We start from the raw sequence: 24,424 nt of genomic DNA, 5'->3' as shown, positions 1-24,424 counted from the left end.
ACCGTTCTCCTTTCTTTTTTATGATTGAAGATCATAAACTGGCGCTAAGATAAGCTGCTGTCCTTCAGTCAAAAAGTACTGATCTAGATCGTTCCACTCTTTTAACGACCACACTGAAATGCCTGTTTTCTTGGAAATACTCGCTAAAGTATCACCTTTTTTCACTTCATATGTTTCTTTTGTTTTTTTGCGTGTTGCACTAACTTGATAATCTTTTGTTTCCTTTTTGGTTACTGCTTCACTTGTTTGAGTTGTCGATTTTGTTTCTTTTTTAGCTTTCGCTTCTTTAGTTGTTGTAGCTTTTGTTTCTTTTTTAGCAGCAGATTGTGTGGTTTCTTGACCTGTGAATGCATTAGATAATTTTTGAACCATATCTAATGAACGGTCTACTGCATCTTCTTTTACAACAGTGGTAACTTTTTCTTCTTGTTTAGGAACACTTAATTTTTGACCGATGAATAACATCCGTCGATCTAATTGGTTCTTCTCTAAAATAGCTAATGTCGAAATATCATATAACTCACTGATTGATTTTAATGATTCACCTTTTTTCACGATGTGTGTAAGATATTCAATATTTTGATCTTTTTGATCATTTTTCTTCTCTAGCTTATCAAAAGAAGTATTCAGTGTGATTTTTTTAGCTTTTTTCGTTTTCTTTTTATCTTTTAAGGTATCATATTGCGTTAAATTATACGCATCTATTAGACCATTCAATTTTGAATTGTAGCTAGTATCCGTTGCATAACGTCCTGTTAGAAACTTCGTCGCATCTTTATATGATTTCGTGTTTGTTTTCCACGTACCACTATAAAAACCACTGCTAGCGTCTGTTCCACCTCTAAGAAGTTTCACATAATCGCCAAGAGATTCTTTGTATGAGGGATACTTTCTAAAATTAGAACGAATCGTAAACATACTGCCTGATCCATTATCTTCACTAGTCAAAAAGTTAGCACTAGCTCCTTCATAGCTACCTTTGATACCAAATAAATTATAATTTGGCGCAGAGGCTAGTGCACTGTTTCCAGAAGCACTTTCTAAAATTGCTTGCGCAATCATCACTGATGCGTATAAATTATTCTCACCAGCAATTGAGCGAGCATCCTCCCCAATGACCTTAACAAAGCTTTTCGTTGTTAGATTAGGGCTGATATGGAACACCTGATCTGATCCACCAGTATTGCTACCTGTTGTCGTTCCAACAGTAGAGTCAACGTTTGGCCTACTTGGTTGCGGAGCTGTGACACTTGGTTGTTGGATTGGACCTTGCACTGGTGGTGCTGGATTACTTGGTGCAGGTTTTGGTTCATTCGGTTTTGGCTTTGGTTTACTCGGTTTTGGCTTACTTGGTTTTGGTTTATCAGGTTTCGGTTTTGACGGAGTTGTTGTTGAACTCGTCGTACTTGTGCTTGTGCTACTTGTACTACTTGATGTTGATGTATCAGATGTACTTGTTGTATCGTTTGTGCTAGATGTCGAACTAGTATCATCTGATGAACTCGTCGAATCACTACTGGTCTCGTCTGTCGACTCTTCAGTCGAAGAAGTCGTACTATTTTCGGTAGAGGAACTAGTTTCTATTCCTTCAACTGTACTTTCTGTCGTCTCATGTTCCTTAGTTGAAGATAAAATTGCTACATCTTCATGTTCTTCGGAACCTGAAGTTGCTTGATTATCAATTTCTTTAGCAACAATGGGTTGAACATCGGTAACAGAAAGGACAGCACTTGAAGTAAGTAACCCTACACTTAATAATCGTAACTTTTTACTGTTTAGATTTCTTTTTTTCATTCTGTGTCCTCTCTTTCTTATTGATATGGATCTTCTTTTACCAAGTTGATGATTTGATTGAATGCTTGTTCTGATTCTTCCTTAACATCCTTGATACGTTTATAGTAGTTTTGGTATTCTTGTTCGGCACGTTCTAAACGTTTTAAGACACTGGCTTTTTTCTTTGTTTCTTCATTGATAAGTTGTGCTCTTTGATTTGCTTGATTCACAATTTCTTTAGCTTGTCTCTTAGCATCTAGTAATACTTCACCAATATCTTCTTTAGACAATTGTTGATCGACATCGATCGTTTTTTGCGCTAATTGACGTTTTGTCGCTTCTAACTCTTGACGGACCTTAGCCAATTCCTCGTAAGCACCTGTATCTGTTGGCGTATCTGATGCCATGATCACAATACGATCTTCTGAAAGTTTATCGATTTCTTCTTGTTTCGCTAATAACTCTTGCTCATATTGCCTAATTTTATTTGCAAAACGCTCTGCTTTCTTGCGATTTAAATCAGTTTCATCGATTTGACGATTACTTTCACGTAATAAACTATTATATTTACTTCTTACTTGCTCTAGTTCTGCCATACGAGCATCGTAGTCTTTTGGCACAGCTTGTACCATCGACAACTCGTTTTCTAACGATTCATTTGTTTGACGTGCTGCTTCAACTTCATTTTGTAATTGAGAATTTTCTCTTTTACTCTTACGCAACTCAGCTTTTAATTCCCGAAGCTCACTTTGAAGCTGTTCATTTTCTTCTTGAAGTTCTTCTAGCTCATCATCATCAATGACCACATTGACTGGTGGTCTCTTTTTCTTTGGTTGAGCTTTTTTAGGCGGTGGCGTTTGTTTTTGTTTTTTCTTTTTCAGTGAGAATAATGGACGGGCATCTTCATCGTCGTCTTCATCGTCATCATAATCGTCATCATCGTCGTCATAGTCGTCGTCGTCATCATAATCGTCATCGTCGTCATCTTCATCATCATAATCTTCATCGTCTTCGTCATAATCGTCGTCATCTTCATCATCATAATCGTCGTCATCATAATCGTCATCGTCTTCGTCATAATCATCGTAATCTTCATCATCATAATCGTCGTCATCATATTCATCGTAATCTTCGTATTTTTTTCTTTTTTTACCTTTGCCAAAAATTTTTAGCATATGCTCACTTCCTTCTAATATAAATGGGACTATCTCTTTGATTATTTTTAACGTACTAATTTTAAATACTAAGTAAATTATGTGAATTGTCTATTATGTAACTATAGTGACAAGTTGCGGTAATCTTTTTATTCGTAAAAATAATCAGCTTCACTTCTAATGTACTGTTTCTAGCGGCTACAACACATCATACTTTTGAATCATCATGTTCAACACAAGTTAGTTATTATTTTATTTGATAAAAAAAGATGTTAACCTCCTTGCAAAAACGTGCCTACCTCTTTCTATTTTAGCAGATAAAGACTAAACAAACAAACCGATTTAGTGGATTATTTTCATTTTCGCAAAACGCAAATCCTACTCTCTTATAATTTCAAAATAAACAAATCCACTTCCGTCAATATATATGTTTTTTTATTATAAAATTCTAAAAAAAAGAACTTTTTAATTTCAAAATTATATATATGATCGAAAAATTATACATTTTATTCATATATCGAATCGTCTTTCCATTTGTTCGGAAAAAAATTGATTTCCACATTCTTATATCCACAAAATCTTTATATAGCTGACTTACACTTCTTAAAAAAAGGGTTAAAACGTACACAAAAAGAAGTGCTCTCTGATAAAATAAGAAACCACTTCTTTTCAAAATGAAATTTTAAAATTTCAAAATCAATATTATCTAAAAAAACGAAAATTATATTTCATTGTTTATTTGTTATTAAATTAATTTTAATTAAGCATTACCCGTAACTATGTTTTTTGGTCCTTCACTATTTTTTCATAAAAAATACTCATTTTTTTCACATTTTCCCGATTTAACCTATTATATTCTCACTATAAAACAATTTTTAGAATTAAACAAATTTTCATCCTGCTAATCTTTTGATGGAATCAACAAACGTAAACCATTCAAAATAACAAGTAACGTGCTGCCTTCATGAGCTATAACTCCTACTGTGATATCCATTTTCCCAAGAATATTCAAAGTAATCAATAGAACTACAATAAACATGGAAAAGATAATATTTTGCCAAACGACCCGATCTAATCGTTTAGAAATTTTATGGGCATAACTGAATTTTGTTAAATCATTTTGCATCAGTACTGCATCTGCTACATCAATAGCGATATCCGTACCATCTCCCATTGCCACACCAATATCGGCAGTTACTAATGCAGGAGCATCGTTGACTCCGTCACCTAACATAGCTACACTACCGAAACGAGCTTGCTGATCTTTGATGATTGCAGCCTTATTTTCTGGCAAGACATTTCCAACCACCTCATCGATCCCAATTTGGCGACCAACTGCCTGACCTGTTAATTCTGCATCGCCAGTAATCATTGTTGTGTGAATCCCTTGTGATTTAAGATACTGAATCACTGTTTTAGCATTTTCATTTGGTACATCCATCATGGCAATCAAACCGATCACTTCATTATTTTTCGCAAAATAAACCACGGTTTTACCTTCTTTAGCGTACTGCTCATTATGAGCAGTGATTTGGGTGTTTACTCGATCAAAAATTTCTGGTTTACCGATTTGATACGTATCACCACGATATTCTGCTACTAGTCCTTTTCCAATTTCATTTTCGACTGTCAAAGTCAATTCCGTTTCTGCTTTGAACTTATCCAGAATTGCATTGGCTAATGGGTGATTCGCAGTTTTTTCCATTGCAACAATTAGATCGATACATGCTTGTTCCGTTAATTGTGCTGTCTCCGTCAAGAAATAAAAATCAGTAACAGATGGCTTGCCTTTGGTCAATGTTCCAGTTTTATCAAAAGCAACTGATTTAATTGTAGCTAGATTTGCTAAGTACGAACCACCTTTAAATAAAACTCCTCTTTTCGCTAAATTTGAAATACCTGATAATGTTGCTGGAACAGCACTCGCTGCAAGTGCACACGGTGATGCTGAAATTAAAAATACCATACCACGATAAAAACTTACATTCCATGACCAGTTAAATAGAAATGGACTTGCTAGTATAAAAATCGGTACTAAAATCAAGACGATCGTTACATAATAAGGTTCTAGTTTTTGAATCTTCGTTGCAGTTTTCGATAAATTGGATTGTGATTGGTTGACTAGTTGAAGAATTTTAGCAAAAACTGTATCACTACTATCCTTCGTAACTTCCATGGTAAAAGTACCGCTACCGTTGATAGTACTACCAAACACTTCATCACCAACCGTTTTTTCTCTAGGTATACTTTCACCATTAATAGAAGATTCGTCAATTGATGTTCGCCCAGATAAAATGATCCCATCTGTGGCAATTTGATCGCCATTTAATACTTGTAGTTTGTCACCAATCTTTAATGTAGTAACCTCAACTGTCTTCACACTACCATCAGCTTGGATCAAACGCGCTTCTGTTGGATTCATTTTAAGTAAATTCGTGATTTCTCTTTTACTGCGGCCTTCTGCGTATTCTTCAAGAAAATGTGCTGCAGCAAAAATAATAATCAGCAAAGCTCCTTCTTCATAATTCCCAATGATCGTTGCACCAAAAGCGGCTAGTGTCATCAAAATGTGGACATTTGGCACAAATTTCCTTTGCTCTTTCGATTCATTGATCGTATCAACAATACCTTCTATGATAATGTGATATCCAGATAGTAACATTGCGCTTATAAAAAGAATATTCTGTAATAGCGAGCCTTCATTGATGAAAAATGCAACGATAAAAATAGCTAAACCTGAAAAAAATAAAATGACTGGAGATTTCCCGTGGTCATGACTATGTCCATGTTCGCTTTCATGCTTATGATCATGGCCTTTTCCAGTTGAGCAATTGTGTTCATGTGCTTTTGTTGTTTCCATTTTATTCGTCCTCCTTTTGATTGTTTTCTGAAAAGATGCATCTTCTTTTCAAATGAACATCCATTCATATATCTTATATTCATAATACATGAACGAACATTCATGTGTCAAGCGAAAACTGTATTTTATTTGCATAAAAAAAGCTAGAGCCAAATCTTTTACGATTTACACTCTAGCTTCTAGCTTATTTTTCTTCTACTTGGATATATTTAAAACTATATGGTGACCCAAAACTATGTTTTACCACACCGTTAACTTTTTTCTTTTGCAATAATGCTGTTTGTTGCTGATAAATTGGCGCGATTGTGTAATCTTCTGCCAATAGCAGATGTTCTGCCTGTAGTAAATCCGACCATCTTTTTTCTTCATTTGCTGCGTCTGTAAGAGAAGCAGCTTCAATTAGTTGATCGTATGCAGAATTTTTATAATTGACATGATTTAAGCCAGAAGTCGAAGCGAACATATCTAAAAATGTAATGGCATCTTTAAAGTCCGGCATCCATTGACCAAAAGCAATGTCATAATCACCTGATAAATAGCGCTCTTGTAAATTATTACTTGGTAATGTAGTCAGCTCAAATTTGATTCCAGGCAACACTTCGGCAATTTGGCTAGCTAAATATTCTGCTGTCTTTTTCTCTGTATCTGTATCCTTCGTTAAGTAAACCAAGGTGATCTCATCTTTACTCAACTCTTTTTTGGCTTCCGTATAAGCCTTTTGTGCTTCTACTTTATCAAATGTTTGTTGTACGCCATTTTCTTTACGGAAATCTTCTCCGGTTTTAGGATTTTGAACAAAATTTTGAGGGACAAAACCTGTAGCTGCAATTGAACCGTCTCCTAAGACATTTTTTACAAAGGTCTCACGGTCGATTGCTAAAGAGATTGCTTTTCGGAGGTTGGTATTTTCCAATAGCTTTCCTTGACCTTGATTAAAGCGTAGATACCCCATTTTTGTATCATTTTGATTTTGAAAATCTGGATCATTCTTATATTGTTTAGAAAATTCTCCATCTAAAACAACTCGGTCAAGTTCATCTGTCTGATATAAATTAACAGCTGTGCTCGTTGATTTCACAACAGTTGTTTGGATTTCATCGACCTTTACATTCTTTTGATCCCAATACTTTGGATTTTTGACATACTTCCAAGTATCAGAATTTTGTTCCCAACCTTCTAAAATAAACGCTCCATTATAAAGAGTTGATTTTGCCGAAGTGCCATAATTACTCCCCTGTTTTTCAGCAAAAGCTTGATTGATTGGGAAAAAGGTTTCAAAAGTTAGTAAAGAAGTAAAATATGGAATCGGCTTGATAAGATGAATCACTAATGTATGCTCATCTGGCGCTTCCACCCCAAGTTGTTCTGGTTTCATTTTCCCTTGATAAATAGTATCTGCATTTTTTATAGAAGAAACAAATAAGCTAGCATATGACGGTGCAGTCTCTGGTGTGACTGCTCGTCTCCAAGCATAAAGGAAATCATCTGCTACGACAGGATCTCCATTCGACCATTTTGCATCCTCTCTTAAAGAAATCGTATAGGTTTGCTTGTCTTCACTGATTTCTGGTAATTCTTTAGCTACCGCAGGTATGGCTTCATCTTTTTCATTTAATTGGTAAAGTCCTTCAAGAACTTGATTTTGTGCGTTGAAACTGGTAAAGTCTTCTTCTTGTGTGGTATCTAGCGTTAATAGTTCTGCTGGTTCTGTGAAATGAACGATCGCTTTTTTTACTTCATTCGACTCTTTTTTTCCAGCTGAATTGCAACCGGTCACAAAAAATAACAGTGCCAGCGCACTAATTGCGAAAAACTTTTTCATCTTCTTCCTCCTTGTGTCATAATCAATGATCGACTAGACAAAAATCACCTGTTCAACTACAGCTATTTCAGGATCTAATGATTGCATGACTGGACAGTTTTTCCCAATCAATTTCAGCGCTCGTTCTGCTTTTCCTTGTTCTTCTTCTGAAACACGGAGCGAAAAAGTAATGTCAACACGACTTAACGGTTTCGCTGGCTTATTTTCTGCCCGGTCATAAGAAATCTCTACCTTATTGATTGTAAAATCGACATGAGAATTGCTTAATATTTTTTCATACACATAAGCTCCACATGCTCCAATGGACGCGACTAACATTTCAACAGGAGAAAAACCAATCTCTTTTTTTAGTACCCAGTTACCACTTTGATGGACTAATTCAAATCCCTTTTCACTTGGAATCAATTCCATTTTTTACACTCCTCTGTTTCTCTATTTTTATAGCGTTTTCTTTATCTTACTATGATAGTACAAATTCCAGCAAACTTATAATAGTTAATTAGCAGGTATGATAACAAAAAGCTATCAATAAAAAACTTCCCTCATTCACTTGGAATTCAGGAAGCTAATTATCAGTATAGATTTTTCTTTAATTGATTATCTTTTTGGTTCTTATCTTGAATAATAGAATCAATATAGTCTTTTAAAAATTTACTGTTGTCCGAAATGATCTGATAGCCTGGCTCTGCCTTGATTTTCTCTACTTCTTCACCTGAAATAAAATCATTCCCTGAAAAGAAGCGATAATTTACTTGCCCCACAAATTCAGACGCTGTGTCCAACTTTTGACTATCAGATAAGCCTGCGTCGGTCAACTGAGTGTAGCCTAATCTTTTCCCGTCTTCGATAAAAAGTTCTTTGATATACTCTGGATAATTTTCTACTTGTGGAATTTTGTGGGTATTTTCTTGTTTTTGATAGTCAAATGAATTCCCATTTAATTTCACCACACCATATCCTTGCGGTGCAATCGAAAAAGAGCTAGAGACGATTTCTGTTAACGGATGATCATTGACCGTTTCTGTCATGATATCTTGAGCATGGATATGACCTGAAAAGACAATAGGAACTTGATAATCAGCTAAAACGTTCTTGAATTCTTCTGCATTATTAAGGACAAATCCATTGGATAATAGTTCATTATGCGCAAAGATGTTATGATGCAGAAAAACCACTGTTTTTTTCTTTTCTTCTGTTGCTTTTTTTAATTGTTTTTTGACCCATTTCATGGTCTTACCCCGAATCGTCCCACCTGTTGTCGGGCTTGTTTGAGGTTGACTATCTTCAGGGTAAATATTGGAATCAAGGAACAGAAAGTTGTACCGTTGATTGACTGATACTGAGTAACTTAACGAACTTTTATCATAACTTGTTGCATTTTGATACCCAAAATCGGCAAATATTTTTTTAAAGTCAGCTAGCGAAATTGCCTCAGTTTTTTCTTGCTGGTCACCGACAAATTTTCTAGCCCAACCATCATTAATATCATGATTTCCAGGGATTACAAAAACGTTGATTCCTTTGTCGGTCAATTGTTTCAGTAGTTCTGCAAGTTTTTCCGCACTGACTTTTTCCCCATTCAAAGTTAAATCACCTGTAATGATCAACATCTCTGGCTTTTGCTTGATTGCTTTATCGATAAAAGCTTGCCAGCTCTCTTTTTGGAAATCTAGCTCTTTTCCAGCCGCTGTTTGTTTGATTTTTTTAAATGCTATACCTGAATCAGTTAGGCTTTTATCAATGTAATGAGGATCGCTGACTACCCAAAATTCAATTGCTTCTTTTTTAAATAAAGTTTCTTCTTTCTGTTCTTTATCTCGGCCAAAGTAAATCGTTGCACCTAACACAATGATTATACTCAGTAACACAAATCCTATCTTTTTTCTCATTTCGTCATTCCCCATTCTCTTTTGTTCCCTTCTATTTTATGCTTTTTTGCACAAAAAAGCTCTCACTGTTTTTATTTTACTAAAATCCAGTGAGAGAACCTTCTATATTATTGTTTATATTTCTGCTCCGTTTGTTTGGATCAAATGCTTGTACCAATTGAAGGAATCTTTTTTGATCCGTCTCAAGGAGCCATTTCCTTGATTATCACGATCGACATAAATGAAACCATAGCGTTTACGCATTTCTCCAGTCGTAAATGAAATAGGATCGATACAGCCCCAAACCGTGTAGCCTATAACATCTACACCGTCTATCTCAATCGCTTTTTTCATCTCTTTGATATGCTGGCTAAGAAAATCGATTCTTTCTACATCGTGGACTTTCTCTTCTACTAATGTGTCTGCATAGCCAAAACCATTTTCTACAATAAAGATTGGCCGTTCATAGCGATTACTTAACAGATTTAGATAATGACGTAAGCCGGCAGGATCGATCGACCAGCCCCATTCTGTCATACTGACATAAGGATTTTCCACAAGGGAACTATCGCCAAGTAAGTCATCGTCTAAGCGAACTGCTTCTGGTCGTGTTGAGATTGTATTGCTTAAATAGTAGCTGATACCGATATAATCTACTGTGCCAGCTTTTAGTAACTGTAAATCTTCCTCCGTAATATCCAGATCATAGCCCTTTCTTTCCCATTCTTTGACTGCCCAACGAGGATAGTTTCCTCTTACTTGAATATCTGTAAAAAATAATTGTTTCTCATCTTCTTGTTGGGCTGCTAGGATATCACTTGGATCACTTGTCAGCGGATAATTCGGTGTGGCTGCCAACATACAGCCAATTTGAAAATCAGGATTGATTTTTTTCCCTTCAGCAACTGTGATAGAACTGGCCACAAATTGATAATGTGCTGCTTGATACATTGTCTTTAATTTGTCTTCATCTGCTTGATAAAGGATACCTGAATTGGTAAATGAATAAATTGGATTTTCTAAGATTCGTTGATTATTGATTTCATTAAAGGTCATCCAATACTTTACTTTATCTTTATAACGCTCCATTACAGTTACAGCAAATTTAGTGAAAAAGCCAATCAACTCACGACTACGCCAACCACCATAATGTTTAACCAAATGATACGGCATTTCAAAATGGGACAATGTGATCACAGGCTCGATCCCATATTTCAATAATTCATCAAACAAATTATCGTAAAAAGCAAGACCTGCTTCATTCGGTTCCTGCTCGTCACCCATTGGAAAAATTCTAGTCCAAGCGATACTAGTTCTTAAGCATTTAAACCCCATCTCGGCAAATAACTTAATGTCTTCTTGATAATGTCCGTAAAAATCAATGGCTTCATGGTTAGGATAAAATTTTCCCTCTATAATACCGTCTGTGATTTCTCTAGCATGATCTTTTGAGCCAGAAGTCATCACGTCCGCAATACTTACGCCTTTTCCGCCTTGAGTAAAACCGCCTTCTACTTGATGAGCGGCTACTGCGCCACCCCATAAAAAATCATTTCTCATTTATGTGCTTCCTCCAATCCCGTTCCTACAACGAATAGTTTTGTTGCGGGAGTTACTGATTCACTTGTATTGATGATATTCATTGTATCCATACTTGGGCCATCTGTTAAAATCACTGGTGATGTCATCGCATAGCCTTCTTGTTCGATTTTTTCACGATCAAAGACTAGTAATGTTTGACCACGTGTGATCGTATCACCCATTTCAACTTTTGTTTCAAAATGTTCGCCATTTAAATTAACGGTATTGATACCGATATGGATCAATAGTTCACTACCGCCCTTTGATTTCAACCCAATCGCATGTTTTGACGGGAAAATCGCGACAACGATTCCGTCAAATGGGGCTACAACTTTATTATCTGATGGGATGATCGCAACACCTTTACCAGCAATTTCGCTAGAAAAAACATCATCATCAACCTCTTTTAAAGGAATTACCGTACCTTCAAGCGGTGCGTACACAATCGTTTCAGTTGTACTTGCAGCTGGGATTGGTCTTTCATCAGTTGTTTCTTGAAAATCATCTTCACCTTGATCTGTTTCAGGTAAAAAATCAGTCATTTCATCGTCTTTAACACCAAAGAAATACGTCAATACAGCTCCTGCAATCAAAGCAGAACCAACACCAATAAAGTATCCTAATTTTGGTGTATAAACTGGTATAGAGAAAATGTTATGGAATACATAAGCATTCATCGTAACACCTGTCACACCACAAATTGCTCCACCAATGGCGCCAGAAATTGCTACAATCGGCAATAAACGTTTGTATCTTAAAATCAAGCCATAAACGATTGGTTCTGTTACCCCTGCAAATAAACCAATTAAGGCTAAAGGACCAGCTAAAGCTTTCATTTTTGAATGTTTTTTAGATTTTAGATAGAAACCAATCGCGATCCCAATTTGAGCAAATACTGCTGCAACGGCCATTCCTTCGATTGGGTCGCCGCCCATCACAGTCAAGTTTTCAAGTGTGATAGGAGAAAAGCCCCAATGCAGACCAAACATTACCATAAACGGCATTCCGCCACCTAAAACGATTCCTGAAAGTAAGGCACTTTTACCGATCAACCACATGACACCTTGTGATAATGCATCCCCAATAACCGTTCCAAATGGGCCAAACAGCAAAGCCGTTAGTGGAACCATGATCATCAAACTAAACATTGGTACTGCAAATAATTGCAAGTCTCTAAAAATAATTTTACGTAAAATTTTATCCACGAATGAATAAATAAAAATTGCGACAAAAATAGGGAAAATCGTCGTTGCATAATCAACAACGTTTAAATTGATTCCAAGGAAATCAAGTTTTTCCTGACCAATCATACCCGTGAATGATGGTTCTAGCAAGGCCGCACCGATCACACCACCAACATACATATTCCCACCAATTTTTTTCGTTAAGGTAATCCCTAAGAAAACAGGTAAGAAGTAAAAGATCGCATTACTTGCTGCACTTAGTACCATATAAGTTGAACTAGTATCCGCCAATAATTTCATTTCAACTAAAATCGTTAAAACAGCTTTGATCATTCCAGAACCTGCCATCGCTGGAATCAGTGGTGAGAAGGCACCAGAAATCACTTCAAATACATAATTAAAACTTAGCTTTTTCTCAGTCTTAGGTGCATCTTCGTTTAAATCAGCGAGTGATTGGATTGCCGCATAATAATCTGGTACTTTACTGCCGATCACCACTTGATATTGCCCACCGCTGTTGACCACTGACATGACATAAGGAAGTTTTTCTAAGGATTCTTTATCTGCTTTTTTTGTATTTTTCAAACTAAATCTTAAACGTGTGGCACAGTGAACTAAACTATTGATGTTCGATTTACCACCGACAAGTTCGATGATTTTTTTACTCTCTTCTTCATAACGCATGATGATAGTTCCTCTCTTTGATTCATTTTTTTATAAAAAAAGTGACCTAAGAAACACTTAGAAACTAAGTGTTTTTCTTAGGTCACGCCTGCTTAACCAGTAACGATCCTATTGATTGCTTGATAAGCGATTTAAGTGAAGCGTTAAGTACATCAATTCATCATTGGAAATCGTCCAATCATATTGTTGTTCCAAAAATGTTTTGATTTTGACTGCACACTGATAATCTTGTTCATATTTGACAGCGATCAAATTAATCAAGGACGAATCCTCATTTGAGGAAATTTCTTTATCTAACTGTCTTTTAACAAAGTAACGAATATGGGTAATGAAACGAGTAAAATCATAAGATGTTTCGTCATATTCTTTGCCATAATGATATTTAATAATATCGATAATGCTTTGAATGATTTTCGTTGTCAGCATGGTTTCGTTCATATTGCTGGTAGAGTTATAGGCATTTACAAAATGAAGGGTAATAAAGGCTGCTTCCTGGTCTGGAATCTCAATCCCTGTTTTCTCCCGCATCATTTGAACAGCTTTCAACGCAAATGCATATTCTTTTGTATAAATTTGTTTGATGTCCCATTCTAATGGCGAGCGCATTTGTAATCCTTCTGCAGCTCGATTTAAGACAAAACCAATATGATCGGACAATGTCAGCAAAATGGAATCATCGATTAATTGTTCTAATTCTGCTTCCCCTAATTGAATAATATCACTGGCCAGTTCAATATCTTCAATATCGATTCGTGCAAGCAGATTATCTAAGTTACTAACGGAATTGTTACCTTCAAGAACAAATCTTTTTTCAATCAGGGCTGAATCGATCACATCACCTTCACGCTTGTTGAAGCCGACACCTTTGCCCATAATGATTTCTTCGATGTTGTCATCATTTAAAACCAAAGAAACATTATTATTAAAAACTTTCAGTATTTTCATTGAAATTATCTCCTGTTCTTGACTTGAAAAACGAAAAAAGACCTGACCATATCAAACATCACCAAAAAAAGTGATGTGAGAGGTCACGCCTGCTTAACCAGTAACGATCCGTTGACCAAAGTATACAACGTCTTATTTCCTTTGTCAATAGTACGCTTACATTTTGATGACAGATGGCTCCTCACCTTACATTTTGCTCTCTTTGAACGAATAAATTTGCTCAATAGAATTGGCTAATTTTTTAAATTGAACAAACTTCCCTTCACGAAGATACTCTTTTCCATCAACGAAAAAAAGTAAGGTCGGTGCTGAAAATATCAAATATTCAGCTGAAATCTCTTTAACTTTATCCGCTTCAACTTCTCTCAAATCGATTTTAGGATAGTGTTTTAATAGCTCAATCAATTTAGGTTTGAGCGCATGACACACCGAACAATCTTCTTGTGAAACATATAAAAAAGCAAGGTGTGTTTCATTTATAAAGGTTATTACCTCTTGAATTGTTTGTAATTTTTTCATTGGTCGATCATCCTTTTTTGATTGGCTAAATCATAGCACCTTCTCAGCAAGATTACGATATTTATGCCTAACTTTACCTACCCACTTCGATCCAAGCTTTGTAATAATCACGGTAAAATCCTTCTTGGTCCTCTGCCGTCATGATATAGCGCCCAATCATTGTCCCCGTCTGATATCCATTTTTCTCCAATTTTTCTTTCATTGATAGGAAATTATTTTCTGAAGGATTGTCTGACTTGATTGTCAGCAGGAATTGTTTGTATGAATATTTTGGTTGCTCTATTTGTTGCCAAATCGTGGCTTCTTCTACAAATTCTTTTGTAGTTACGGCAAAACCATAGATGATTTCTTTTTCATTTTTAGAATCGATATAAACTACTAAACTGGAAGGATTATCAATGTATGTCTGTAATTCATTGGGATCTTTTAAATCAATTGGAATAATTCTTTCCACATCTAATGGCTCGTCAATAAATTCTTTTTCTTTCAACTCGATCAAGCTCAATAATTGGTCTTTTCTGTGTTTGATTCCTTGTTGCTTTTTCTCTAGTTCAGCTAACTCTGCAGCTACTCTCGTTTCTGTTTCATCTAATATAGTCCATAATTCCTCTGGCGATTTTCGATAAAGGTTCGTCATTTTATTGATGGGAATATCCAGTCTGCGATAAAAATCAATGTCACTGATTGTCAGTATATCCTCCATATCAAACATTCGATAGCCATTCTCCCTATTTCTGGAGGATGTTAGTAAATTCATATCATCCCAATAACGAATCTTCGACTTTGGCAATTTCATGATTTCAGCCACTTGTCCCACCGTCAATAATTTCTCTTTTTCCATAAACTCACCTCTTATTTTAATTATAAACAAAAAACATTGACCTTCAAGTAACTTGAAGGTGTAGAATTCATTTTGAGTCTTGAAAAGGAGGAATTTACATGAAAATCATTCAGTTTTTCATTAAAAAGAATAGGACACTTATTTTTGCTACAATCATCTGTTTATGTTTACAAATTATCGGAACACTTGGGGTACCGTTACTCGTTGCTCAGTTGATCGATGTGGGGATTGCGAGCGGCAACGAACAATCGATCAAAATCATTGGGCTCAAAATGCTCGCAATGGCTTTATTTGGTGCGCTCTCAGCAATTGCTGGAAGTTATCTTTCAGCTAAAGTAGCAGCGAAATTTGGTTTAGAAACACGGGAAATGTTTTTCGAAAAGCTTCAAACATTTTCTATTAAAGATGCAGACAATTTCGGAACTGGCTCGCTACTGACACGAATGACAAATGACGTTGACAATATTCAACAAATGATCGTGTTGTTTCTACAGCTAATTTTACCAGCTCCGATCATTGCTATATTCTCACTTTATATGACATTCACTTACTCAGCGACATTAGCTTTAGTTCCATTGATCGCAATTGCAGCTTTTGGATTGATCGTTTATATCTTAATGAAAAAAGGGACACCTCTTTCCTTATTGATCCAACCTAAAATGGACAAGATCATCGTGACCTTACGAGAATTTTTTACTGGAATCAATATGATTCGGGCTTTTAACAATCAAGATTATGAAGAAGAACGAACAAATAAAACATTTTCAGACTATGCGAATGGCATGATTCGAGTAAATAGTATTTTTGCTTTCATTACGCCGGTTGCCTTCTTGCTGATGGGGATCGTTTTCTCTTCTATTCTATGGTTTGGCGGAAATTTAGTTGCGCTTGGGACTTTGCAAATTGGAACTGTTTCAGCCGTCGTGGAATATTCTTTACTAACGCTCGCTTACTTGATGATCGCAGCAATGGTTTTAGTTATGTTGCCTAGATCCCTTGCTTCAGTAAAAAGAATCGAAGAAATTTTGAATACACAAGACCAAATTCTTGATACTGACCAACCCGTTTTACTTGAAAAATCTGATTCACAAGATACCTTGATCGATTTAAATCACGTAACATTCAGTTATGACCAAGCGGATGAACCTGTTTTAGAAGATATCCATTTTAGTATTCCAAAAGGAAAAACAACTGCAATCGTCGGCGGTACAGGTTCTGGTAAAAGTACCGTTGCTAAATTATTATTACGACTTAGCGATGTCTCCGCGGGAGCAATTTTATTCGATGGTGTGGATATTAGAAATGTTACCCAGGAAGAATTACGCTCTAAAATCAGTTACGTTCCGCAAAAAGCTTTCTTATTTAGTGGAACGATCAAGAGCAACTTATTGATGGGTTACCCTGAAGCAACAAAAGCAGATATGGATCGAGCGTCCGAAATCGCTCAACTTGCTTCTTATCTTGCCACACTAGAAGATGGCTACGATTCATTTGTGGCACAAGGTGGAACGAACTTCTCAGGTGGTCAACGACAACGTTTGTGTATCGCTCGAGCTTTGATCAAGCCTGCAGATATTTATATCTTTGACGATAGCTTCTCAGCGCTTGATTATCAAACAGATGCCGCATTAAGACTCGCATTAAAAGAAGAAATGGCGGACAAAACCTTACTGATCGTCGCTCAAAGATTAAGCACGATCCAGCAAGCAGACAACATTATTGTCCTAGATGAAGGGAAAATCGTTGGTCAAGGAACACACAGCCAACTGCTACAAACGAATAAAACGTACCAAGAATTCGCCCGCTCACAAGGGATTATCATGGAAGGAGCGCTAGTCTGATGGAAAAATTAAATAAACAAACCTTAAAACGATTCTTTCAATTGATTCGACCTGAACGTCCGATATTTTTCGGCTTGATTTTATGTAGTTTGCTCGGCAATGCCTTAGTTATTGCTATGCCATTTATTATGGGTATCGCTATTGATGATTTGCTGTCTCTGATTAAAACACACAGTGTTGGTCACATCACGTTTCCAATGATCCAAGAAGCTTTATTAACACCCGTTTTGATTCTGATTGTATTTTCGATCATTAGTAGTTTGATGTCCTACACACAAGAGCGTGTGATGGCTTCTCTAAGTGAAAGGATCACGTTAAGAGTCAGAAAAGAAGTTACGAAAAAGTTCAAATCATTACCGATGGTCTTTTTTGACCAACACCAAGTTGGCGATATTTTGAGCCGAACAACAACCAGTTTAAATCAATTGTCTCAAGTTTTTCTAACAGGGATCAATCAATTCTTCACATCGATTTCGACGATTGTTTTTGCTGGGATCATGTTGTTTTATATTGATGTCAAATTAACATTGATCGTGGTTTTACTAATTGCTGGAAGTTCTTATTTGACGGGTAAAATTGCTAATAAAAATAAAAAACTAGCCGAAGCAAGTCAGGCAGAGCTCGGGATTTTAAATAATAAGACAGAAGAATTTTTATCTGGAAACTTAGTGACGAAAACGTTTAATCAACAAGATCATGCTAAAGATGTCATTTCACAAACGAACCAAAAGCATTACAAAGCCTTTCTAAGTGCGCAATTTATGAACTTTGCGATTTATCCAGCGATTCGTTTGATCAATCAATTGGCATTTATCGTCAGTGCGATCATCGGTGCATTCTTAGTATTACAAGGTGGGATCACGATTGGATTACTTCAAGCTTACCTACAATATATCAATCAAATTTCTGAACCGATTTCTACTGCTTCTTATGTTATCAACTCGATTCAAGCAGCCTTGGCAGCTGTTGATCGGATTTTTGAGATTTTAGATGCAGAAGATGATGTTCCAGAAAAAACAAACTTACAACTCATCGATCAACCAACTGGCGCCATTGCTTTTGATAAGGTTCAGTTTGGTTATACAGAAGAAAAAATATTGATGAAACAAGTTGATTTTACTGTTAAACCGAAACAAATGGTGGCAATCGTTGGCCCAACTGGTGCTGGTAAAACAACCTTAGTAAACTTACTGATGCGTTTTTATGAATTAAATGGTGGGCGAATTACCTTTGACGGCGTGGATATCACAGATCTTTCAAGAACAAATCTACGCTCTATGTTTGGAATGGTTTTACAAAATACATGGCTGTTTGAAGGAACGATTGCGGAGAATATCGCGTATGGACGAATGGATGCAACACGAGAAGAAGTCATCGAAGCTGCTAAAATCGCCCAATGTGATCACTTTATTCGGACATTGCCAAATGGTTATGATTCGATCATTTCCAGCGAAAATGGCTCATTGTCACAAGGACAGCAACAATTATTGACGATTGCTAGAATCATATTGGCAAATCCTCCTGTGGTTATTTTGGATGAAGCGACGTCTAGCGTGGATACTCGAACGGAAGCTCATATTCAAAAAGCGATGGACGAAGTGACGAATAATCGAACAAGTTTTGTGATTGCACACCGGTTGTCTACGATTGAAAATGCCGATTTGATTTTAGTGATGAAAGATGGCGATATCGTGGAGAAAGGGAATCACCAAGAGTTATTGGCGAAACCTTCGTTGTATGCATCGTTGTATAATAGTCAGTTTCAACAGACTTAAGAATTAAAAAATATACTAAGATTCGAGGAGAAAGTTATCTGTAGATGACTTTCTCCTCTACTCTTACTATATTTTGTGTACGAAAATTCTAATGTATTACTATCATAAACGAAGAATCCAACTGACGCGCCCAAAAACCTGAATAATAATAGCGGTCGCCGTCCAAATCGATCACTTAAAGCCCCCAGAATAGGAGCTGAAAAGAACATGCAGATGGCATAGACTGAAATTAAAAGTGTCACAACGATTGCTTGGTTATTTGGATTAATAATATAGGGTTGCACTAAGAACGGAATGACAGGCGCTATGATACTAAACCCTATTCCGAATTCAGATTAGAAATACAAAGATTAAACTGAAAGCTAATGCATGTTTATCTCAGCCACTTGTCTCGTATTTATTTTAAATTTTGAAATTGATTGTTCTCCTTTCTATCTTTTCTTCATTGCTATTTTTTGATATTTATATTACAATTATATTATCTACTATTCTATGAATAGTAGATAATAACCTTAAATGGGAAAGGAAAGAGTTATATTGAAAAATTGGAAATTAGGTTTAATTGGTATTTCTTTATTGGGAGCATCTCTTGTTAATTTTGTTCCAGAAGCACACGCAGTCGAGATTGAAAATAGAACGATCATTGGATCAGATGATCGCGTGCAAATCACTGACGGTACAAAGGCACCCTATCAAAGTACTACATTTATTGCGGTGGATGGTAGTATGGGATCTGGAGCAGTTATTGGGAAAAATACAGTATTAACAGCTGCTCATGTTGTTAATAAAATCCGTAATAATCCAACTCAAGATAATGTTTATGTAGTTCCTGGCAGAACAGGTTCAACAACCCCTTATGGAAAATTTAAAATCAAAGAAGTTTTTATTCCTCAAAGTTACCTTGACGCGCATAATCCTGATAGTGATATTGCGGTTATAACCCTTGAACAAAATAATGGGCAAAGCATCGGTGATCTCGTTGCTCCAATGCCATTTATTGAAACAGACACAGTTGGTAATGATACTAAAGTTACTACTTCTGGTTATCCTGGTGATAAACCATGGGCAACATTGTGGGAAGCTTCTGGAAAAGTTGTTGGAGAAACAAAAAACAGAATCAATTTTGATATGGATGTTATGGGCGGACAATCTGGTTCTCCAATTTATAATGATCAACAACAAATAATCGGTGTTGTAGCGTATGCTTCTACTTATTATAATTTTGGAACTAAAATGAACTCAGAATACTTTGATTTTGTCTCACAACATCTAGATAGCTCGATTGAAGTTAAAGATATTCAAGTTGAGAAACAAAAGGTAACATTAAATATCGGTGAATCTACTGACGTTAAGGCGAACGTTTTACCAGTAAATGCTACGAATAACAAATTACATTGGGACACTACTGCTGATCAAATCGCTACCGTAGATCAGAATGGAAAGATTACTGCAACTGGACCTGGTGTAACTATTATCGACGTGTCAACTGATGACGGAAAAATCACAAAATATATTGAAGTGACCGTAACAAATATCGTTAAGCCTAAAGAAATCGTCGTTGAAACAGAATCAGTAGAATTAAATGCTGGAGACTCTTTTGATCTTAAAGCATCCGTTTTGCCTGAAAATGCATCAAACAAACAATTAAATTTTGAAACAACTGAAGAAGAAGTTGCTACAGTGGATTCAAATGGGCGAATTACAGGTGTAAATCCTGGTTCTACGATTATCCAAGTGCAAACAGCCAATGGAGAAATCACAAAATACATCGATGTCACTGTAAACGAAGTCGCTCCTAAAGAAATCGTTGTTGACAAAGACAATGTAGAATTAAATTTAGGCAACTCATTAACGCTTAAAGCTTCTGTTTTACCAGCCAATACAACAGACAAAGAATTATTCTGGATTTCAATGGATGAATCAATCGTTGATGTTGACGATAATGGCACAATCACAGGTAAAAAAGAAGGAACAACTGAAATTTTGGTATTATCTGTGACTAACTTTGGTGAAATTGAAAAAAGAATTACTGTTACAGTTAAAGGAAAATTACAGTCAGTAGACTTAAACTTCCCAGCGAAAAAAGGATTATATTTTTCTAAAAAAGACCTAACAGATACGTTTGAAATGAAAGCCATTCCTGATGGAACACCTCATATTCTTTTCCATTTAAATAAACTAAATACTATGTATGATCTAAAAATCGGTGAATTAGATTTTGTTGGTGGAACAGGCATGTATAATGTTCGACCATTGACATTGGGTCGTCCAATCATTCAAACACTCTATGAGGTAGACGTTGATCGAAAATTAGAAAATAGTAAAATGGTTATTATGTATGTAGATAAGAAAAATCCAACAATTGTAAAAGATTATTTTATCGTTGAACAACGTTAAAATTTACTACTTCTTATCCTTCATCTAATTTAAACTAGACGAGACAAATGTTAAGTCTGTAGTGAAAATCAAAAATGATTTTCACTACAGACTTTTACTATTGTTTAAAGTGTTTGTTCCTTGTCATTTATCCTGGCGTTTGTTCTACAGACCAAGTTAATGTTGTCACGTAAGAACCCGCTGTTGGGATTTTAGTATTGGCATCAATTCCTAATGAAATATTTTTCTCTTGATAGGTTTCCTCGCCAGGAGCATATCCACCGGGATACGGATTATTTCTATAACCATTTTCATCAGTCTCAGGAACTTGGAAAGGTGATAACCAATGTTCTCCAACAGCTGCCTCACCTCGATAATCAGCAATCAAAGCAGAACTGTCTTTTTCTAAAGTAACATATTCAGCTAGCCAATATTTATCAGCTTCACCAGCATTTTTAGAGCGTTTCTCTCCTTTAAAATCTAAACTATCATGAAATTTACCCATGTAAAAATTAACACCAGTCATTTCTTTTCCAGATTTTTTATTAGTAAACCCTGTACGTTTTAATGTGATTTTAAAATCTGGGGCACTCGTTTTATTATTCGTGATTGTCATCATCACATCTTTCCAAGGATACCAAGGTTCCGGTGGAACTACTGGCTGCTCTCCACTGTATGGATTTACTGTTTCTATCACAGTTTTTTGATCTGATTGGCTGATACTTTCCTTATCGATCGTTGGATAAATGTATTGTGTTTCTTTATTTCCATATTTGATATTGTCAAAGGATAAATTTATATCCTTTGCCTTAACTGCAAGATTCCCATCCATGACCTCTGTCTTGATTTCCTGCTTAGCTTCTATGTTATCTGCAACACCTACTTTAGGACACAAAACAACACTTGCAAATGCGGAAGTAACTACCAACTGTTTAAACAACCTTTTTTTCATTTTTTCCTCCTTTATGAACGTATTTCATTACAATTTAATTATAACAAATTAAAATACAAATAGTAGTTTTTTTAGATAAAATCGAGAATTTTTCGATATTATCTTCATTTTATCACTTCATCCCTCACTAATTTTGTAGATTATTTTCTCAAATAACAAAGGAAAAAAATTACTAAACAATTTTCTCATTATTCAAGCTGTTTTTACCTAAAGCATTGACTTTTCTGCTCAGATATCGTACACTTTCTACTTGAATCTAATAATTAAATAGTACCTCAAATTGAGGTAGAGGTTGCGATTTTTAATAAGCTTGTGGAGTGAGAGGACACGTCGAAGCAAGTCTAGGGGAAATCGCCGAAATGTATAACAGCCTCCCTGTTATGCGTTGGGACGTAAGCGAACAACTTACGGACTGTCTTAGTAGTGATGCTAAGTTGCGCTATGTTTTTGTTGAGAGTACCTGACGATAGTAGGCAACCATGCATTTTTGTATGGTTGCTTTTTTTGTAGGAAGAATATGTTTAGACAGATTCTTCAAAACTCTTTAAACTAAATTATAGTAGAACAAATTAAGTGGTTAAAAAGAAAGGAAGAAAAACATGAACAAGAAATCATTTTCACTTGGCTTACTTTTTGCAATTATTTTAAGTGTGTTCTGTTCTCCAGTATTCAGTCAAGCAGAAACAAACGGTGAATTCCGCGTCGGGATGGAGGCAGGATACGCCCCTTTTAACTGGTCGCAAAAAACAGATGCAAATGGCGCAGTACCAATACAAGGAAATTCTTCTTATGCAGGAGGATATGATGTTCAAATTGCTAAAAAAATTGCAGACGGATTAGATAAAAAACTAGTGATCGTTCAAACAAAATGGGATGGTTTGGCTCCAGCCTTACAATCAGGTAAAATCGATGCCATTATTGCTGGGATGAGCCCCACTGCAGAACGTCGTAAGGAAATTGATTTTACAGATCCTTACTATGAATCACAATTAGTTGTCGTTGTTCAAAAGAAAAGCAAGTTTGCAGATGCTAAAAATCTGAACGATTTATCAGGTGCTAAAATCACAGCACAGTTAAATACCTTCCATTATAGTGTGATCGATCAAATCCCTGGTGTAAATAAGCAACAAGCTATGGATAATTTTTCAGCAATGAGAACAGCTTTAGCCTCTGGCATGATCGATGGCTATGTCAGTGAACGACCTGAAGGAGTAACTGCTACCAGTGTCAATAAAGATTTAACAATGCTTGAGTTCTCTAAAGAAAATGGTTTCCAAACCAATGCCGAAGATGTTCAAATCGCAGTGGGTATGCGCAAAGCAGATCCCGAAATCAGCAAGGTCAACCAAATTTTATCAGGTATTTCATCAGACGAGCGCACAAAAATCATGGATCAAGCAGTCAAAGATCAACCAGCTGCTGAAGCAAGTGATAGTGAAAAAACAGGTATTTTAGCTGATTTTAAAAATATCTGGGATCAATACGGCGGTATGTTCTTACGTGGTGCAGGTTTAACCTTATTTATTGCTTTGATCGGTACATTTGTCGGAACGGCTCTAGGTTTATTGATCGGAGTTGTTCGTACGATTCCAGAATCTGAAAATAAAGTGAAACGTTTCTTCCAAAAATTAGGCAATGCCTTGCTTTCGATCTATATTGAAGTCTTCCGTGGTACGCCTATGATGGTACAAGCCATGGTCATCTTCTATGGTTTAGCCTTAGCTTTTGGGATTTCTCTGGACCGAACAGTTGCCGCTTTGTTTATTGTTTCTATCAATACAGGTGCTTATATGTCTGAAATCGTCCGTGGCGGAATTTTCGCAGTTGATTCAGGGCAATTTGAAGCGGCACAAGCAATCGGAATGACCCATGGACAAACAATGCGCAAAGTTGTAGTCCCTCAAGTCCTACGCAATATTTTACCAGCAACCGGAAATGAATTTGTCATCAACATTAAAGATACAGCTGTTTTGAGTGTTATCGGTGTAGCTGACCTATTCTTCCAAGGAAATTCTGCATCTGGTGCGAACTTCCAATTCTTCCAAACATTTACGATCGTCGGGATCATGTATTTGATCATGACCTATGCAATCACACGTGTCTTACGTGTTGTTGAGAAAAAAATGGATGGCCCTTCTGCTTATGTAAAATTAGAAGAAACAGAAAATACAAAAGAAAGCTAGTTAATTGTACAAATAAATCTTTAATAATTCAGATGAATGGTCATTGAAACATCGAACGCTTCAATG

At 36.0% G+C, this 24,424-nt stretch carries 17 protein-coding genes and 1 riboswitch; of the genes, 4 read left to right on the top strand and 13 right to left on the bottom strand.

The window, feature by feature from the left end; genetic code table 11:
* Positions 1 to 18: 18 nt before the first annotated feature.
* The 11 genes from AC4BB7_RS02730 to AC4BB7_RS02680 form a co-directional block, all read right to left on the bottom strand.
* On the bottom strand, positions 19 to 1,794 hold the full coding sequence (locus AC4BB7_RS02730; protein WP_490484341.1) for a glucosaminidase domain-containing protein: 1,776 nt from the start codon (positions 1,792 to 1,794) through the stop codon (positions 19 to 21).
* Positions 1,795 to 1,811: 17 nt separating this feature from the next.
* Positions 1,812 to 2,948, bottom strand: a complete 1,137-nt coding sequence (locus AC4BB7_RS02725) for a hypothetical protein (RefSeq protein ID WP_490484340.1) — start codon at positions 2,946 to 2,948, stop codon at positions 1,812 to 1,814.
* A gap of 880 nt (positions 2,949 to 3,828) precedes the next feature.
* Positions 3,829 to 5,787: a heavy metal translocating P-type ATPase gene (locus tag AC4BB7_RS02720; RefSeq protein WP_490484339.1), complete on the bottom strand. Its 1,959-nt coding sequence runs from the start codon at positions 5,785 to 5,787 to the stop codon at positions 3,829 to 3,831.
* Between the two features lie 184 nt (positions 5,788 to 5,971).
* On the bottom strand, positions 5,972 to 7,609 hold the full coding sequence (locus tag AC4BB7_RS02715) for a peptide ABC transporter substrate-binding protein (RefSeq protein WP_490484338.1): 1,638 nt from the start codon (positions 7,607 to 7,609) through the stop codon (positions 5,972 to 5,974).
* Between the two features lie 33 nt (positions 7,610 to 7,642).
* Positions 7,643 to 8,020: an OsmC family protein gene (locus tag AC4BB7_RS02710; protein ID WP_490484337.1), complete on the bottom strand. Its 378-nt coding sequence runs from the start codon at positions 8,018 to 8,020 to the stop codon at positions 7,643 to 7,645.
* A 161-nt stretch (positions 8,021 to 8,181) separates the two neighbouring features.
* Positions 8,182 to 9,498: a metallophosphoesterase gene (locus tag AC4BB7_RS02705; protein ID WP_490484336.1), complete on the bottom strand. Its 1,317-nt coding sequence runs from the start codon at positions 9,496 to 9,498 to the stop codon at positions 8,182 to 8,184.
* Positions 9,499 to 9,612: 114 nt separating this feature from the next.
* Positions 9,613 to 11,037, bottom strand: coding sequence for a 6-phospho-beta-glucosidase (locus AC4BB7_RS02700; RefSeq protein WP_490484335.1), 1,425 nt, complete (start codon positions 11,035 to 11,037; stop codon positions 9,613 to 9,615).
* The gene (locus tag AC4BB7_RS02695; protein ID WP_490484334.1) at positions 11,034 to 12,926 is read right to left on the bottom strand and encodes a beta-glucoside-specific PTS transporter subunit IIABC; all 1,893 of its coding nucleotides are present in this window, start codon (positions 12,924 to 12,926) and stop codon (positions 11,034 to 11,036) included. The genes AC4BB7_RS02700 and AC4BB7_RS02695 overlap by 4 nt, the downstream gene beginning before the upstream one ends.
* Positions 12,927 to 13,034: 108 nt before the next feature.
* Positions 13,035 to 13,871 carry a BglG family transcription antiterminator LicT gene (gene licT, locus AC4BB7_RS02690; RefSeq protein ID WP_490484333.1) on the bottom strand — a complete coding sequence of 279 codons (837 nt, stop codon included), beginning with the start codon at positions 13,869 to 13,871 and terminating at the stop codon, positions 13,035 to 13,037.
* 186 nt (positions 13,872 to 14,057) lie between these two features.
* Positions 14,058 to 14,390 carry a thioredoxin family protein gene (locus tag AC4BB7_RS02685; RefSeq protein ID WP_490484332.1) on the bottom strand — a complete coding sequence of 111 codons (333 nt, stop codon included), beginning with the start codon at positions 14,388 to 14,390 and terminating at the stop codon, positions 14,058 to 14,060.
* A 73-nt stretch (positions 14,391 to 14,463) separates the two neighbouring features.
* Positions 14,464 to 15,231 carry a MerR family transcriptional regulator gene (locus AC4BB7_RS02680; RefSeq protein WP_490484331.1) on the bottom strand — a complete coding sequence of 256 codons (768 nt, stop codon included), beginning with the start codon at positions 15,229 to 15,231 and terminating at the stop codon, positions 14,464 to 14,466.
* Between the two features lie 98 nt (positions 15,232 to 15,329).
* Here AC4BB7_RS02680 and AC4BB7_RS02675 point away from each other — a divergent pair, with 98 nt between their 5' ends.
* Together AC4BB7_RS02675 and AC4BB7_RS02670 are read left to right on the top strand one after the other, a co-directional pair.
* Complete coding sequence (locus AC4BB7_RS02675) at positions 15,330 to 17,072, top strand: ABC transporter ATP-binding protein (RefSeq protein ID WP_490484330.1); 1,743 nt, start codon at positions 15,330 to 15,332, stop codon at positions 17,070 to 17,072.
* On the top strand, positions 17,072 to 18,847 hold the full coding sequence (locus AC4BB7_RS02670) for an ABC transporter ATP-binding protein (RefSeq protein WP_490484329.1): 1,776 nt from the start codon (positions 17,072 to 17,074) through the stop codon (positions 18,845 to 18,847). The genes AC4BB7_RS02675 and AC4BB7_RS02670 overlap by 1 nt, the downstream gene beginning before the upstream one ends.
* Here AC4BB7_RS02670 and AC4BB7_RS02665 read toward each other — a convergent pair.
* Positions 18,844 to 19,131 (bottom strand): MFS transporter, encoded by a 288-nt coding sequence (locus AC4BB7_RS02665; RefSeq protein ID WP_490484328.1) that lies wholly within the window; start codon positions 19,129 to 19,131, stop codon positions 18,844 to 18,846. The genes AC4BB7_RS02670 and AC4BB7_RS02665 overlap by 4 nt on opposite strands.
* A gap of 253 nt (positions 19,132 to 19,384) precedes the next feature.
* Between AC4BB7_RS02665 and AC4BB7_RS02660 the strand changes: the two genes are divergently transcribed.
* Positions 19,385 to 21,244: an Ig-like domain-containing protein gene (locus AC4BB7_RS02660; protein ID WP_490484327.1), complete on the top strand. Its 1,860-nt coding sequence runs from the start codon at positions 19,385 to 19,387 to the stop codon at positions 21,242 to 21,244.
* Between the two features lie 127 nt (positions 21,245 to 21,371).
* Here the strand turns inward: AC4BB7_RS02660 and AC4BB7_RS02655 are convergent, their stop codons facing one another.
* Positions 21,372 to 22,175, bottom strand: coding sequence for a hypothetical protein (locus tag AC4BB7_RS02655; RefSeq protein WP_490484326.1), 804 nt, complete (start codon positions 22,173 to 22,175; stop codon positions 21,372 to 21,374).
* Between the two features lie 278 nt (positions 22,176 to 22,453).
* A riboswitch (Lysine riboswitch) is annotated at positions 22,454 to 22,625 on the top strand.
* A gap of 149 nt (positions 22,626 to 22,774) precedes the next feature.
* Between AC4BB7_RS02655 and AC4BB7_RS02650 the strand changes: the two genes are divergently transcribed.
* Positions 22,775 to 24,358 carry an ABC transporter permease subunit gene (locus tag AC4BB7_RS02650; RefSeq protein ID WP_086346433.1) on the top strand — a complete coding sequence of 528 codons (1,584 nt, stop codon included), beginning with the start codon at positions 22,775 to 22,777 and terminating at the stop codon, positions 24,356 to 24,358.
* The last annotated feature ends 66 nt before the right edge of the window (positions 24,359 to 24,424 follow it).

Source organism: Enterococcus sp. AAFC-DPL-5182, assembly GCF_058216605.1.
The sequence above is the reverse complement of the archived record's forward strand: the minus strand, read 5'-3'. Positions and strand labels throughout refer to the sequence as shown.

Coding starts and splice junctions, on each gene's coding strand:
- AC4BB7_RS02730 (WP_490484341.1), bottom strand. CDS start 1,794: ATGAAAAAAAGAAATCTAAACAGTAAAAAGTTACGATTATTAAGTGTA.
- AC4BB7_RS02725 (WP_490484340.1), bottom strand. CDS start 2,948: ATGCTAAAAATTTTTGGCAAAGGTAAAAAAAGAAAAAAATACGAAGAT.
- AC4BB7_RS02720 (WP_490484339.1), bottom strand. CDS start 5,787: ATGGAAACAACAAAAGCACATGAACACAATTGCTCAACTGGAAAAGGC.
- AC4BB7_RS02715 (WP_490484338.1), bottom strand. CDS start 7,609: ATGAAAAAGTTTTTCGCAATTAGTGCGCTGGCACTGTTATTTTTTGTG.
- AC4BB7_RS02710 (WP_490484337.1), bottom strand. CDS start 8,020: ATGGAATTGATTCCAAGTGAAAAGGGATTTGAATTAGTCCATCAAAGT.
- AC4BB7_RS02705 (WP_490484336.1), bottom strand. CDS start 9,498: ATGAGAAAAAAGATAGGATTTGTGTTACTGAGTATAATCATTGTGTTA.
- AC4BB7_RS02700 (WP_490484335.1), bottom strand. CDS start 11,037: ATGAGAAATGATTTTTTATGGGGTGGCGCAGTAGCCGCTCATCAAGTA.
- AC4BB7_RS02695 (WP_490484334.1), bottom strand. CDS start 12,926: ATGCGTTATGAAGAAGAGAGTAAAAAAATCATCGAACTTGTCGGTGGT.
- licT (WP_490484333.1), bottom strand. CDS start 13,871: ATGAAAATACTGAAAGTTTTTAATAATAATGTTTCTTTGGTTTTAAAT.
- AC4BB7_RS02685 (WP_490484332.1), bottom strand. CDS start 14,390: ATGAAAAAATTACAAACAATTCAAGAGGTAATAACCTTTATAAATGAA.
- AC4BB7_RS02680 (WP_490484331.1), bottom strand. CDS start 15,231: ATGGAAAAAGAGAAATTATTGACGGTGGGACAAGTGGCTGAAATCATG.
- AC4BB7_RS02675 (WP_490484330.1), top strand. CDS start 15,330: ATGAAAATCATTCAGTTTTTCATTAAAAAGAATAGGACACTTATTTTT.
- AC4BB7_RS02670 (WP_490484329.1), top strand. CDS start 17,072: ATGGAAAAATTAAATAAACAAACCTTAAAACGATTCTTTCAATTGATT.
- AC4BB7_RS02655 (WP_490484326.1), bottom strand. CDS start 22,175: ATGAAAAAAAGGTTGTTTAAACAGTTGGTAGTTACTTCCGCATTTGCA.
- AC4BB7_RS02650 (WP_086346433.1), top strand. CDS start 22,775: ATGAACAAGAAATCATTTTCACTTGGCTTACTTTTTGCAATTATTTTA.